13 protein-coding genes are annotated in these 14508 nt (G+C 66.5%); 10 read left to right on the top strand and 3 right to left on the bottom strand.

The genetic code is table 11. The annotated features are described in order from the left end of the window. The first annotated feature begins 1 nt into the window (after position 1). Positions 2–979, top strand: coding sequence for a ChaN family lipoprotein (locus IPM60_02780; protein MBK8906847.1), 978 nt, complete (start codon positions 2–4; stop codon positions 977–979). Positions 980–989: 10 nt separating this feature from the next. On the opposite strand, the gene fabD is transcribed toward IPM60_02780, so the two are convergent. The 3 genes from fabD to IPM60_02765 all read right to left on the bottom strand — a co-directional run bounded on the left by fabD (position 990) and on the right by IPM60_02765 (position 5242). Continuing rightward, positions 990–1994 carry an ACP S-malonyltransferase gene (gene fabD / locus IPM60_02775; protein ID MBK8906846.1) on the bottom strand — a complete coding sequence of 335 codons (1005 nt, stop codon included), beginning with the start codon at positions 1992–1994 and terminating at the stop codon, positions 990–992. A gap of 261 nt (positions 1995–2255) precedes the next feature. Then, complete coding sequence (locus IPM60_02770) at positions 2256–3890, bottom strand: cation:proton antiporter (GenBank protein ID MBK8906845.1); 1635 nt, start codon at positions 3888–3890, stop codon at positions 2256–2258. A gap of 152 nt (positions 3891–4042) precedes the next feature. Further along, positions 4043–5242, bottom strand: a complete 1200-nt coding sequence (locus IPM60_02765) for a class I SAM-dependent rRNA methyltransferase (GenBank protein ID MBK8906844.1) — start codon at positions 5240–5242, stop codon at positions 4043–4045. A gap of 326 nt (positions 5243–5568) precedes the next feature. On the opposite strand from IPM60_02765, the gene ccoN reads away from it, so the two are divergent. The 9 genes from ccoN (at position 5569) to IPM60_02720 (ending at position 14304) form a co-directional block, all read left to right on the top strand. After that, positions 5569–7038 carry a cytochrome-c oxidase, cbb3-type subunit I gene (ccoN, locus tag IPM60_02760; GenBank protein ID MBK8906843.1) on the top strand — a complete coding sequence of 490 codons (1470 nt, stop codon included), beginning with the start codon at positions 5569–5571 and terminating at the stop codon, positions 7036–7038. Positions 7039–7050: 12 nt separating this feature from the next. Further along, on the top strand, positions 7051–7776 hold the full coding sequence (gene ccoO, locus IPM60_02755; GenBank protein MBK8906842.1) for a cytochrome-c oxidase, cbb3-type subunit II: 726 nt from the start codon (positions 7051–7053) through the stop codon (positions 7774–7776). Positions 7777–7806: 30 nt separating this feature from the next. Beyond that, on the top strand, positions 7807–7968 hold the full coding sequence (locus IPM60_02750) for a cbb3-type cytochrome c oxidase subunit 3 (protein MBK8906841.1): 162 nt from the start codon (positions 7807–7809) through the stop codon (positions 7966–7968). Further along, the gene (ccoP, locus tag IPM60_02745; protein MBK8906840.1) at positions 7968–8828 is read left to right on the top strand and encodes a cytochrome-c oxidase, cbb3-type subunit III; all 861 of its coding nucleotides are present in this window, start codon (positions 7968–7970) and stop codon (positions 8826–8828) included. Before IPM60_02750 ends, ccoP begins: the two co-directional genes overlap by 1 nt. 78 nt (positions 8829–8906) lie before the next feature. After that, positions 8907–10436 (top strand): cytochrome c oxidase accessory protein CcoG, encoded by a 1530-nt coding sequence (gene ccoG / locus IPM60_02740; GenBank protein ID MBK8906839.1) that lies wholly within the window; start codon positions 8907–8909, stop codon positions 10434–10436. Between the two features lie 17 nt (positions 10437–10453). Beyond that, positions 10454–11056, top strand: a complete 603-nt coding sequence (locus IPM60_02735) for a FixH family protein (GenBank protein ID MBK8906838.1) — start codon at positions 10454–10456, stop codon at positions 11054–11056. After that, positions 10950–13484: a cadmium-translocating P-type ATPase gene (gene cadA / locus IPM60_02730; protein MBK8906837.1), complete on the top strand. Its 2535-nt coding sequence runs from the start codon at positions 10950–10952 to the stop codon at positions 13482–13484. Before IPM60_02735 ends, cadA begins: the two co-directional genes overlap by 107 nt. A gap of 11 nt (positions 13485–13495) precedes the next feature. Beyond that, entirely contained in the window at positions 13496–13690 is a 195-nt protein-coding gene (gene ccoS / locus IPM60_02725) for a cbb3-type cytochrome oxidase assembly protein CcoS (GenBank protein ID MBK8906836.1), read from the top strand. Between the two features lie 146 nt (positions 13691–13836). Further along, positions 13837–14304 carry a hemerythrin family protein gene (locus tag IPM60_02720; protein MBK8906835.1) on the top strand — a complete coding sequence of 156 codons (468 nt, stop codon included), beginning with the start codon at positions 13837–13839 and terminating at the stop codon, positions 14302–14304. The last annotated feature ends 204 nt before the right edge of the window (positions 14305–14508 follow it).

Genomic DNA, 14508 nt, shown 5'->3' with positions numbered 1-14508 from the left:
CATGTTTACCCGTTTCCTCCTTCTGGCGGCACTGCTGGCCCCTGTTCTCGGAGCGCGGGCCACCAGCCTGGCGCAAGCGGAGGAGCCGGTGTGCGCGGAGGCGGGGCAATGGGTGCTGCCGCTGCGAGGCGAGGCCATTGCCGCCGACCTTCTCTACACGACGCTCGCGACCCGGTCGCTGATCCTGCTCGGTGAGCATCACGACAACGCCGATCATCACCGCTGGCAACTCGCCACCATCGCAGCGCTGGCCGGACGCCGGCCGGACATCGTCCTCGGCTTCGAGATGTTTACGGGGGACGCGCAGCCGGTGCTTGACCGCTGGGTGCACGGCGACCTGACGGAGGAGGCGTTTCTGGAACAGGTGCGCTGGGACGAGACTTGGGGATACGATGCCGCGCTGTACCTGCCGCTGCTTCATTTCGCCCGCCTCCACCGGGTGCCGATGGTGGCGTTGAATGTCGACCGCAGCCTGATCAGGCGCGTCGCGGAAGAGGGCTGGGAGGCCATTCCGACAGACCAGCGCCTCGGCATCGGCGACCCGATCGCGGCGAGCGGGCCCTATCGGCAGTCGCTGGCCGCGATCTACGCGTACAAGAGCCGCGGGCGTCACGGGGCCGCCGGGGATCGGCCGGCGGATGACGACGCGGAGAGCGCCCCGTCGCCCGAGGAGATCGCGGGCGCGCTTGCCGACCCGGGCTTCGATCGGTTCGTGGCGGCGCAGCTCACCTGGGATCGCGCGATGGCGGAGGCTCTGGCGGCGGCGCGGGACAGCGCTGGCGGTAGCGCCGACGCCCTGATCGTCGGCATCATCGGGCAAGGGCACCTCGAGCATGGCTGGGGTGTGCCCCGTCAGCTCGAGCACCTCGGATCGGCGGATGCGGCGGTGCTGCTGCCGATGGCCCGCGACAAAGCATGCCCGGGCCTGCCCGGCACCCTTGCCGACGCCGTCTTCGTCTACGAGCCCCAGAAGCGGTAAGGGAGCACCGTCACAGGCTTTCGGCGAAAGCGGACAGGGTGCCGGCTGTGCCGATGGCGCGGCCGGTCAGGCTCCGGTCGATGCTTCGGGCGAGGCCGGACAGAACGGTCCCCGGCCCAAGCTCGAGCAACTCTTGGACGCCGCATCTCTTCAAGTGAAGGCAGGTTTCGCGCCAGCGCACCATGCCGGTGACTTGCGCCACCAGGTTTTCGCGGATGACTTGCGGCGAGGTTGCTTCCCTCGCGGTGACATTGGCGATCAGCGGCACCACTGGTGGCCGGAGGTCAACGGCGGTGAGCGCCGCGGCGACGTCCCAGGCAGCTGATTCCATCAGCGGGCAGTGGAACGGGCCGCTGACCGAAAGCGGAACGACACGCCGGGCGCCTTGATCGAAGGCAAGCTCGGCGGCGAGGGCAACGGCCTCCGGCGTGCCGCTGATCACCACCTGTCCTGGCCCGTTGTCGTTGGCCGCAACACAGACGGCCCCGGCAGGGCTCTGCAGGGTGGCCGCACGGGCGATGTCTCTCACGACGACCAGATCGAGTCCTATTACCGTCATCATGGTGCCGGGGCGGAGCGCGCCCGCGTCGCGCATCGCCAGGCCCCGTCGGCGCAACAGCCGCGCGGCGTCTCCGAGCGCAATGCTGCGGGCGACGACCAGCGCCGAGTATTCGCCGAGAGAATGACCGGCAACGAAGGCGGCGAGCTGCTCCACGGGGAGACCGGTCTCGTTCTCCAAGGTGCGGACGATTGCCGCGCTGACGGCCATGATCGCCGGCTGCGCGTTTTCGGTGCGCGTCAGCTCGTCGAGCGGGCCTTCGAACATCAGGCGCGACAACCGCTCCCCAAGGGTTTCGTCAACTTCGTTGAAAACGGCTCGGGCGGCAGGAAACTGCTTTGCAAGGTCGCGCCCCATCCCGACGTGCTGCGAGCCCTGGCCCGGAAACACCAGCGCCCGAAACCGCGAGGGGGGCGTGGGCGCCACGGTGGCCGCACGGCGCGGAGGCGCACCCATGATCACGGCCGAAGGAGTGGTCTCGTTGATGTCAGTCATCGTTTTTGACCTTTCCAGGTGGGGATGCTGTTTTTCCCCACTTAGACGGCCAGCCTTGCAGGAACAAGCTCCTATAAGTAGGAGTACAAGCGTAAATTGGCGTGGATGGGCGGCGCCTAGTGCACAGACCCATTCAGGCGGTACATCTGACTGGGTAAGATCGTGCACCAGGATCAATTGGTTGCATGCAGCGACCGTGCATTCTTTGAATGCACCGCTGCACTAGGCCGCGTCTGGCGCTTCCCAGACCAGAACCACGCGCTCCGCCAGCTCTACGGCGGTGGTGAGGCCCTCGACGACAACGGCGCTGGCCCCGGCTTTGCGCACCCTCTGCACCCAATCGGGATCGGGAACACGTGTAAGGATATACAGACGGGGAAAGGCTTGCCGCGCGACGGCAGTGATTCTCTCCGCCGTGCTCGCTTCCGGGACCGCGACCACGAGCGCCTGGGCGCGATCCAGGTGGGCGGCGCGCAGCACGTCCGCCCGCGCCGCATCACCGTAGAACACCGGCAATCCGCGCGCCCGGCTGGCCGACACCTGATTGGGGTGCATATCGAGCACCACGATGGGGATGTGCAGTTTGGCGAGGTGACGGGCGACAGCCTTACCGACTTGGCCGAAGCCGGCGACCACCACATGCCCGCTGAGCTCCCCGCCCTCCTCCTCCAGCTTGCCGAGAGCCGAGCGGGTGGGTCGCAGGCGCGCGCGCGTAAGGCGCCGGACCAGCATGGTGCCGCCGGCGGTGACCGCCATGGTGATGCCGACGGCGGCAATGAGCAACTGTGCGAGATCGGTCGGAAGCAGCGCGCCGGCCGCGGCCACGCCGAGGACGATGAACGCGAATTCGCTCCCTTGCGACAAAAGGCCACCGACCGCAAAAGCCCGCTCCCAAGGCAGACCGAACAGACGGGCGAGACCGGTGAGGATGATGGCTTTTAAGACCATCAGTCCGACGACCAACATGACAAGGTCGGGCGCGCGCTCCGCGGCGAGGCCGATGTCGAGCCTCATCCCGACGGTCATGAAGAACAGGCCGAGGAACAGGCCGCGGAAGGGCTGGATGTCGGCCGCGACTTGGTGCCGGAACTCGGTGTCGGCCACCATGATGCCGGCGAGAAAGGCGCCCAGGGCCATCGACAGACCGGCCTGCTCCGTCGCTCCGCCGACCCCGAGCACCAGCAGCAAGGTCGCGCCGGTGAGCACCTCCGGCGAACCGGCGCCTGCCGCCCAGCGCAGCAGCGGACGGAGCAGGGTGCGCTCCGCCATATAGATGAGGATGACCACGATCAGGGACTTGAACAGGGTGATCCCGAGGGTTCCGGCGAGGCCGCCTCCCCCTGCCGCCGCCACCGACATAAACACCAGAATGGGGCCGACCATTGCGTCCTGGACGAGGAGGATAGCCAGCGCCACACGACCCAAGGCCCGCGTCATCTGCACCCGCTCGCCGAGAAGCTGCAGGACAACGGCGGTCGACGACAGCGCCAAGGTGGCGCCGACCAGCAACGCGGCAGTGGTGTCGAGTCCGGAAACGCGAGCGATGGTACTCAGGACCACGGTCGTCACCAGGAATTGCGCGAGACCGAGCCCGAACACCTTGGGGCCGAACAGGCGCAGGCGGTCCGGCTTGAGTTCGAGGCCGATGGCGAACAGCAGAAACACGACGCCGAATTCGCCGAGAACCTCGGCTCCCTCGACGTCGGAAATCAGGCCGAGCAACGACGGGCCGATGACGACCCCGGCGGCCAAATAACCGAGCACGGTTCCGATGTGCAGCCACTGAAAGAGCGGCACGAACACCAGTAGCGCCGTCAACAGGACCAGGACATCCAAGAGGTGACTGTTCTGGGCCATGGGTCTCCGCTGACGTTGGGCCTGTCGCCGCATTTTCGGGGGATGCGCCCAGCAAGGTGCGAACCGCCCCGCCGCAAGTATGGCATAAACGGGGAGCCGTTGCGGAGTGTCCGTGCCGACAGCCGCAGGTCGCCGGCGACCCCGGTCCAACTTCAATCGAGTTGAAACACCAGGGTTTTAAGGTACCCGGATTCCGGCAGGTGCGGATGTACGGGATGGTCGGGACCGGCGCCGGCGGTGTGGATGATTCGGCCATTGCGGCCGGCGCCGGCGATTCCGATTCGCGTCTCCTCGAGAAACTCGGCCGCGGTCGCGTGGTGAGAACAGGATGCGAGGAACAGAAAGCCGCCCGGGCGGACCACACCGGCCGCCAGCCGCGCCAGCTTGCGATAGCCGCGCAGTCCCGCCTTCATGTCTTTCTTGGATTTGATGAACGCGGGCGGATCGGCGGCAACCACCCCGTAGCGCTCGCCGCCCGCGCTCAGCGCCGCCAACGCCTCGAAGGCGTCGCCACGCTGGAAGCGGCAGCGCTCGGCGACGCCGTTCAGCCCCGCACCCTCTTCCGCCAGAGAGAGCGCCGGCGTGGACGAGTCGATGCCGAGGACCTCGGTTGCGCCGGCCGCCGCCGCCGCAATGGCGAAGGCGCCGGAGTGGCAGAACACGTCCACCATGCGCTCGCCGGAGGCAAGCGTCGCTAGGAACGCGCGGTTGAAGCGCTGATCATAGAACCAGCCGGTCTTTTGCCCGCGCACGACGTCGACCGGGAAGGTCAGCGGCCCTTCTCGAACATGAAGCGGCGCTTCGACGCTGCCCTTGATGACCGCCACGTCCTGGCTCAAGCCTTCGAGAGCGCGCGCTCTCGAATCGTTGCGGAGCACCACCGCCGCCGGCGCCAACACCCGGTCGAGTGCATCGAGGAGCGGCGCGGTCAGCGCCTGCATGCCGGCGGTGTTGAGTTGGAGGACCACCGTGTCGCCGAACCGGTCGGCGACCAGCCCCGGCAAGCCGTCAGCTTCGGCATGGGCCAGCCGGTAGTACGGCTCCTTGAACAGGCGCTCGCGCAACGCCAGAGCCGCCATCAGCCTGTTCGTGAGGAAAGCCGCGTCGATGCGGACTTCGGGCTTGCGGCTGAACAGGCGCACCGCGATAAGGGCGTGGGGGTTGACGGTGCCGATTCCGTACGGTCGGCCGTCGACGCGGTGGAGGGTGGCGATTGTCCCCGCCGGCAGCGCCTTCGTCTCCGCGTCCATGCGGATTTCGTTGGAGAAGGCCCACGGGTGTCCGGCGGCGATGCGGCGATCGTGACCGGGCAGGAGGAAAACGCGGGGGCAGGCGGGATGCGGATCGGCCATGGTGCGACGCAGGGTAACCGCGCGCCCACCTTGAGGCACGCGCAATCGCGGCACCCCTACGTAGAACCAGCTATGCTTGCAGGGATTATTGACTTTTGTGCACCTGCACACTAACATGCGATCCCGCTAAAGTACAGCAGGTCGAGCAGGGGCATGGGGCAGTATGACTTGATTGTTGTCTTGAACGCGCTCGAGGCGATGTTCAAGGCGAAACAGTTGTTAAAGTACAACGCCCAACGAGTCTTGTCACATATGAAGATGACAGTGGCGGGTCGATTTGTGCCTGTCGCTGCCGGAGTGTTCGGGAGCACGCGATGAGCGCAGCGATGGCAGCCGCCCCCCGGCCTGATATCGGGTCGGTCTACAACGAAGACGTCGTCAAGAAGTTCACGATCGCCACGGTGTTCTGGGGCGTCGTCGGGTTCGCGGTCGGGCTTTTTATCGCCCTGCAGCTGGCGTTTCCGGTGCTGAACCTGGATCTGCCGTGGACCACGTTCGGCCGCCTCAGGCCGGTGCACACCTCCGCGGTGATCTTCGCCTTCGGCGGCAACGCCCTGTTCGCGACGTCGCTCTATGTGGTGCAGCGCACCTGCCGCGCGCCGTTGTGGGGCGGCAAGGTGACCGGCGACTTCCTGTTCTGGGGCTACCAGCTGTTCATCGTCATGGCCGCGCTCGGCTACGTCCTCGGCGTGACGCAAAGCAAGGAGTACGCCGAGCCGGAGTGGTACGTGGACCTGTGGCTGACTATCGTCTGGGTAGTCTACCTGGTGGTCTTCGTGGCGACGATCATGCGCCGCAAAGAACCGCACATCTACGTCGCCAACTGGTTCTTTCTCGCCTTCATCATCACCATCGCCATGCTGCACCTCGGCAACAACGCAGCGGTGCCGGTCTCGTTCTTCGGCGCCAAGAGTTACATTGTATGGGCGGGCGTGCAGGACGCCATGACCCAGTGGTGGTACGGCCACAACGCGGTAGGGTTTTTTCTGACCTCCGGGTTTCTCGGGATGATGTACTACTTCATCCCCAAGCAGGCCGATCGCCCGGTCTACTCGTATCGTCTAAGCATCGTCCATTTCTGGACGCTGATCTTTCTCTACATCTGGGCCGGGCCCCATCACCTGCATTACACGGCGCTGCCGGACTGGGCGCAGATCCTCGGCATGACGTTCTCGGTGATGCTGTGGATGCCGTCATGGGGCGGCATGATCAACGGCATCATGACCCTGTCCGGCGCCTGGGATAAGCTGCGGACCGACCCGATCCTGCGTTTCATGGTGGTGTCGGTGGCGTTCTACGGCATGAGCACCTTCGAGGGGCCGCTGATGTCGGTGAGGGCGGTCAACTCGCTCAGCCACTACACCGACTGGACGATCGGACACGTGCACTCGGGCGCCCTCGGCTGGGTCGCGTTCATTACCTTCGGCTGCATCTATTTTCTAGTGCCGGCCGTGTGGAAGCGCGAGCGGCTCTATTCGCTGCAACTCGTCACGTACCACTTCTGGATCGCGACCATCGGCATCGTGCTCTACATCACCGCCATGTGGATCTCCGGGATCATGCAAGGCCTGATGTGGCGGGCCTACGATAACCTCGGCTTCCTGCAGTATTCGTTCATCGAGACGGTGGAGGCGATGCATCCGTACTACGTGATCCGCGCCGCCGGCGGCGGGCTGTTCTTTCTCGGCTCGCTGATCATGGTCTACAACATCGTCAAGACCATCCAGGGCGAAATCCGCAGCGAGACGGTGCTCGAGCCCATCCAGACGGCGCCGGCGGCCGGGCCGGCCGAGTAGGGAGACGGGACGATGAAGCACGAAATCCTTGAGAAGAACGTCATCCTCCTGTCGATCGCGGTGCTCATCACCGTCGCCATCGGCGGCCTCGTCCAACTCGTGCCGCTCTATACCATGGAGCAGACCATCGAGAAGGTGGAGGGCATGCGCCCCTATTCGCCGCTCGAACTGGCCGGCCGCAACATCTACGTGCGCGAGGGCTGCTACGTCTGCCACAGCCAACAGATCCGCACCTTCCGGGACGAAAATGAGCGCTACGGCCATTACAGCCTCGCCGCCGAAAGCATGTACGACCATCCGTTCCAGTGGGGCTCCAAGCGCACCGGGCCGGATCTGGCGCGGGTCGGCGGCAAGTACTCCAACGACTGGCACGCGGCGCACCTGATCGACCCGCGCAGCGTCGTTCCGGAGTCAATCATGCCGCCCTACGGGTTCATGGCCGAGCGCGACCTCGGCTTCGATGATGCCGCCGACCATCTCGAGACGTTGCGCATCGTCGGCGACCCCTACACCGACGAGATGATCGCCAGTGCCGACGCCGACATCGCCGCCCAGGCCGGCTTGGAGGGCGGCGACACCGATGCGCTGCTGGCGCGCTATCCAAAGGCGGTGATCGGCGACTTCGACGGCGATCCGGAGCGGGTGACCGAACTGGACGCGGTCATCGCCTACCTGCAGATGCTGGGGACGCTCATCGACTTTACCGAGTACGAACCCGCGCCGGAAGACTACCGTTAAGGGCGCGGCGACACAGTTCGGGAGCGGGACATGGACTTGGCTGCACTTTCGGAACAGTTCCGCCCCTGGTGGGTGGTTTGGCTGGTGATCCTGTTCGTGGGCGTGGTGTTCTGGGCGTATCGGCCGAAGAACCGGAAGAAGTTCGAGGAGGCAGCGCAGATCCCGCTCAAGGACGACAAGGAGCAGAAGTAATGGCGGACAAGTATGTCGATCCGTTGACCGGCACCGAGACGACCGGCCACGAGTGGGATGGCATTCGCGAGCTCAACAATCCGTTGCCCAAGTGGTGGCTGTACGTTTTCTACGCCACCATCCTGTTCTCGATCGTATGGTTCATCCTGTTTCCGGCATGGCCGAGCCTCAGCGGCTACACCCAGGGCGTGCTCGGTTACTCGTCGCGGGAAAGACTCAACGCCGAGCTTGAAGAGGTACGCCAAAGCCGCTCGTTCTGGATGGATCGGTTCGAGCAGTCGAGCGTCGAGGACATCGCGAAAGATCCCGAGTTGTTGAACTTCGCCATGGCCGGCGGGCGGGTCATCTTCGGCGACAACTGTGCCCCGTGCCATGGCAGTGGCGGCGCCGGCGCGCCCGGCTATCCGATCCTGGCGGATGACGAGTGGATGTGGGGCGGAAGCCTGGATGCCATCCACCAGACCATTACCTACGGTGTCCGCAATGAACACGCGGACACGCGGTATTCGGAAATGCCGGCGTTCGGGGCGGACGAAATTCTGGAGCCGGCGCAGATCGACGCCGTTGCGGATTACGTCCTGTCCATTTCCGGGCAGGGGGAGGCGGCCGGCGGCGACGGGGAGACCGTGTTCGCCGAGAACTGCGTCGCGTGTCATGGCGAGGACGCCAGGGGCATCCCGGAGATGGGTGCTCCCAACCTGACGGACGGTATCTGGCTTTACGGCGGTACCAAGGACGAGATCGTCGCCCAGGTCGTCAAGCCGAAGCACGGCGTCATGCCGTACTGGATCGGGCGCCTGTCGGACGCCGAAATCAAACAGGCGGCCATCTACGTGCACTCGCTCGGCGGCGGCGAATAACCCTCGGGCCTTGCGGCGGCGGCACGGAGGGTTCATATCTGTGAAGGTCTATATCGAAATCCTAATGTAAGGACGATCATGACGCCGGCACACACTGCAGTTGCCGGGGAGTTTCACGGCAAGAAGTCCACTACCGCGACCCCCGTTGCCAATGGCCGCCGAACCGGCGTGCAACAAGAAGCCCCGACTCCGGCCGACAAGCAGCCGATGTACGCGGACCGGGTCAAGATCTACCCGCGCAGGATCCAGGGCACGTTCCGCCGGGTGAAGTGGGCGGCGCTGTGGGTGCTGCTCGGGCTCTACTACATCGGCCCGTGGCTGCGCTGGGATCGGGGGCCGGGAGCCCCGGATCAGGCGCTGTTGATCGACATGGCGGGCCCGCGCGCCTACTTCTTCGGCATCGAAATCTGGCCGCAGGAGGTCTACTACCTGACCGGCTTGCTCATCTTCGGCGCCATCGGACTGTTCCTTGCCACCGCCTGGTTCGGGCGGGTGTGGTGCGGCTTTACCTGCCCGCAGACGGTATGGACCGACCTGTTCATGTGGGTGGAGCGCAAGATCGAGGGCGACCGCAACGCCCGCATGCGCCTCGACAAGGGGCCGATGACCGGCGACAAGGCCGTCAAGAAGGCCGCAACGCACGTGGCGTGGCTGCTGATCGCGTTCGCCACCGGCGGCGCCTGGATTCTCTACTTTGGGGATGCGCCGACCCTGGTCCGTGAGTTCTTCACCGGCCAGGCCTCGCTCAGCGTCTACGGCTTCACCGCCCTGTTCACCGGCACCACCTATCTCCTCGCCGGCTGGGCACGGGAGCAGGTTTGCATCTACATGTGCCCGTGGCCGCGCTTTCAAGCCGCCATGTTCGACGAGCACTCGCTCATCGTCACCTACGAGGAGTGGCGGGGAGAGCCGCGCGGGGGCGCGCGGAAAGATCAGTCGTTCGAGGATCGCGGCCACTGTGTCGATTGCGGGATGTGCTGGCAGGTCTGCCCCACCGGCGTCGACATTCGCAAGGGGCAGCAGATGGCCTGCATTGGCTGCGCGCTGTGCGTCGATGCCTGCAACAGCGTCATGCCCAAGTTCGGGCTCCCGCCCAACCTCATCACCTACGACTCCATCTCCAACCAGGCGGCGCGCGCCCGCGGCGAGCCGACCCGCTATCGGTTCTTCCGCCCGCGCACCATCGCCTACATGGTGCTGCTCGCCGCGGTCGCCGCGGTCATGGCCTTCAGCCTTGCCACGCGTACGCGCCTTGAGGTCAACATCCTGCATGATCGCTCACCTTTGTTCGTGCAGCTTTCCGGCGGCGGGATCCGCAACGGCTACACGTTCAAGATCCTCAACATGGCGCGGGAGGAGAAGACATACGCGCTTACCACCGCTGGCATCCCGAATGCGGAGCTGACCGTCATCGGCGTGCAGAACGATCCTGCCCCCAATGTGGAACTCGAGGTCAGGCCGGACGACATCGGCAGTTTCCGGGTCTTCGTAACGGCGCCGCGCGAGAGCGTTCCTGCGGCCGCGAACGATATCGAGTTCGTCCTCACCGACACCTACACCGGCGAGACGGCTACGAACGCTACCGTCTTCTCGGCGCCGGGCCGCTAGGCGCGGGCGACGGGCTGATGGCGTCTCGGCGCGAGTCTTCCGGTAATGCGCGTCAGCGCCAGTCCCCCGGTAATGCGCGTCAACGCCAGTTCTCTGGCAATGCGCGTCAACGCCAGTCCCCTGGCAATGCGCGTCAACGCGCGGCGGGCTGGTGGTATCCTTGGATCTTCGTCGCCGGCATGCTGGTGGTGATCGCGGTCAACAGCGTGCTGGTGTATTTCGCGCTGCAAAGCTGGACCGGCATCAGCACCGAGGATGCCTACCGCAAGGGGCTGGCCTACAACCACGCGCTGGCGGCGGCGCGCGCTCAAGACGAGCGTGGCTGGAGCGCGGAAGTCGCCTTCGACGGCAAGGACGGCGATGGAGATGGGCGTACCGGCCGGCTTTCGGTGGCGTTCACCGACCGCAATGGCGATCCGCTGGAGGATCTGCGGGTAACCGCTGAGCTGCTGCGGCCGACCCACGAGGGTCATGATCAGCTCGTGGCGTTGACGCAGCAGGGCAGCGGCGTCTATGCCGAGGAGGTCATCCTGCCGCTGCCCGGTCAGTGGGACGCACGGATCGAAGCCCGTCGCCGGGACGACGCCTTTGTCGCCAGATACCGCTTCAACGTTCCCTGACGACTTGGACGTTAACCCCGTAGCGCTGGTCGGCGGCGCGACGCGGTCGCGTGCGCTGCCGGCCTGTCGCCACTGCGGCACCGCCGTTCCGGAGGGCCGCGTTCCGGGCAGGGAAGGTCAGGATGGCCCCTTCTGTTGCTCCGGCTGCGAGGCGGCATTCGCGCTCATCCGCGGTCTCGGCTTGGACGGCTACTACCGCCGCCGGTCGCTCGACCCCGACCAGCGGCCGCTGATCCCGGACGCCGACGCCGCACCCGTCGACTACGCGTCCTACGTCCGCCGCGAGAGCGACGGCATCTCGTCCTTGCACCTCATGATCGAGGGCCTGCATTGCGCCGCCTGCGTCTGGTTGATCGAGTCCGTGCTCGGGCGCCAGACGGGTGTCATTTCCGCCCGCGTCAACATGACCACCCGGCGGCTGGCGCTGCGTTGGAACGACCATCGGAATGATGCCGAGACCCTGGTTGCCGCGGTCGCCCGCCTTGGGTACCGGCTGGTTCCTTATGATCCGACCCTGATCGGCCGGGACGGCGAGCGGCGCGAGACCCAGTTGCTGCGCGCCCTGGCGGTGGCCGGCTTCGCCGCCGGCAACGTCATGCTGTCCGTCGCCGTGTGGGCCGGGCATGCGCAGGGAATGGGGGAGGCGACGCGCGGCCTGCTGCACTGGATTTCGGCGCTGATCGCGCTGCCGGCCGTTGCCTATGCCGGCGTCCCTTTCTTCCGTTCGGCGCTCGGCGCGCTTCGCGGCGGTCACGTCAACATGGACGTGCCGATCTCGCTCGCCGTCATTCTGGCAGCGGGGATGAGCCTGCACGAGGTCGCAGTCGGTGCCGAGCACGCCTACTTCGATTCGGCGGTGACGCTCCTGTTCTTCCTGCTCGTCGGCCGCTACCTGGATCATCGCGCCCGAGGCCGCGCCCGCTCGGCGGCGGAGCACCTTCTTGCCCTCGGCGCGTCGGCGGTCACCGTCATCGACGATGACGGGTCACGACGGCTGCTGACGCCGGCGCAGGTGCGGCCCGGGCTGCGAGCGCTGGCCGCCGCCGGCGACCGCATCGCTGTCGACGGCCGGGTGGTCGATGGCGACAGCGACGTGGACACCAGCCTCATCGACGGCGAAACCGTGCCGACCGCGGTGGCGCCGGGTGCGCACGTATTCGCCGGGACCATCAATGTCAGCGGCCCGCTGGTCATCGAAATCACCGCTGTCGGCGAAAACACCCTCCTCGCCGAAATCGCCCGTCAGGTCGAAGCGGCGGAGCAGGGGCGCAGCCGCTACGTCGCCGTCGCCGACCGCCTCGCCCGGCTGTACGCGCCGGTGGTGCACGGGGCGGCCGCCGTCACCTTCCTCGGCTGGTGGCTTTATGCGGGCGTCCCTTGGCAATCCGCGCTGCTGACCGCCATCGCCGTGCTGATCATCACCTGTCCGTGCGCTCTGGCGCTCGCGGTCCCGGCCGTTCAAGTCATCGCCACGGGGCGGTTGCTGCGAAAGGGCATTCTGGTCACCTCGGCGACGGCGCTGGAGCGCCTGGCGACCGCCGACACCATCGTGTTCGACAAGACCGGCACCTTGACCGGGGGCCGGCCACGGCTGGATCGTTCTGCGAGCGCGTTCGACCGCGACGATCTGGCGCTGGCGGCCAGCCTTGCGCACTCGAGCCGCCACGTCCTCGCCCGCGCCGTGGTGCGCGCCGCCGAGGCGACCGGCATTGCCGCCTCGCCGGCGACCGGCGTGCGCGAAGTGTCGGGACGCGGCCTCGAATGGGACGGAGACGCCGGAACCGTGCGCCTCGGCAGCCGTGCCTTTGTCGGAGTCGCCGATGATCGCAGCGCAACGGGAACGGAACTCTGGCTGACGCGACCCGGCGCACCGCCGATCCGGTTCGGCTTTGTCGATCCGCCGCGGTGCGACGCCGCCGCCGTTGTCTCCGCCCTCGCGGCCAAAGGCTCTTCGCTGGCGATCCTCTCCGGCGACCGCGAAGCGGCGGCATCGGCCGTTGCCGTCGCGGTCGGGATCGCAGACTGGCGGGCCTCCTGCCTGCCGGCGGACAAGTGCCGACGACTAGGCGAACTGGCAGCGGCCGGCAGGCGGGTGGCCATGGTCGGCGATGGCCTGAACGATGCTCCGGCGCTGGCCGCGGCGCACGTCTCCCTGTCGCCGTCGACGGCGGTCGATCTCGCCCGCACCGCCGCCGATGTGATCTTCCAGGGCGCGCGTCTGGCGCCGGTCCTGGAGTGCCTGGAGGTTGCGCGCCGCGCCTACCGGCTGGTGCGCCAGAACTTCGCCCTCGCGTTGCTCTACAACGTCGTGACGGTCCCGCTGGCGGTGGCGGGGCTGGTTACGCCGCTGGTGGCGGCGATCGCCATGTCCGCATCGTCGCTGGCAGTGATCGCCAATGCCCTGAGGCTCAACCGAACCAACTTCTGACGAGGCCGACGGTGGATATCCTCCTGTTCCTGATTCCGGCGGCGCTGTTTCTGGGCCTGGTCGGGCTCGGCGCATTCTTGTGGGCGCTCAAGTCCGGCCAGTTCGATGATCTCGACGGCGCCGCCCACCGCATTCTGTTCGATGACGACGACCCGCCGGCAGCCGAGGAGGAACGCACCGCGCGGCGCCCGCCTTCGCCCGATTGAGGTACGGAACCGGAAACGCTTGCTGCGCCGCGAACATGGCTCCTACGCAATGTTTCGTATGGTTTACGGAACCGTCACGTGCTAGATTTTTTGCAGTGCGAAAAGAAGGGAAAAGATGAAAGTGCTGGTCTGACATGGGCAAAAGGATGCCATACTTCCAGTGGACCGAGGCGATGAGCGTCGGCGTCGAGTCGCTTGATACCGACCATAAGTGCCTGGTGAGGATCATCAACTTGCTCGACGGAATCAACCGGAACGATGACGCCAAGCGGACGGTGCAGACGGTCCTCGACACGCTGCGGCTTTATGGGCGTTTCCACTTTCGGCGTGAGGAACGGGTGATGGAGGCGGTCCGGTTTCCGGGTGCGGCGTTCCATCGGGCGGAACATCAGGGTTTCGCGCGGTACATCGAGACTCTGCGGGCCCGCTACGGCGAACAGGGCGATCCCAAGATGGCTCGGGAACTGCTCGACTACCTGACCGGGTGGCTGCGCCACCACATCCTGATCCAGGACTTCGCCTACAAGCCCTACGTGGCGGACCGTGATCTGGCAGACGAGATGGCGCGGGAAGCCGCGCCGGTGATGCCGAACTTCCTCGAGCTGGCCGGCTAGCCAGCCGCCGAAGGCTCTGCCGCCTCCGGTTGCGGCCGGGCAGGGCGCCCGGTTCTCAGGCGCGGCAGCGATGCGCCGCGGCGTTCATTCCCGCGCGGCCGCCCCCACTCTCTTTTCTCGGCACAACAACCACCCTCTTTCTCAGCACAACAACCACCAGCGCGGCGGGGCCGCTGCCGACCCCGCTTCCAGTCCTAAGCCTGC

Source organism: Rhodospirillales bacterium, assembly GCA_016710335.1.
In the GTDB taxonomy this organism is placed as follows: Bacteria; Pseudomonadota; Alphaproteobacteria; order Rhodospirillales; family Defluviicoccaceae; genus JADJXQ01.
This window is presented reverse-complemented; position numbering and strand designations above follow the sequence as displayed.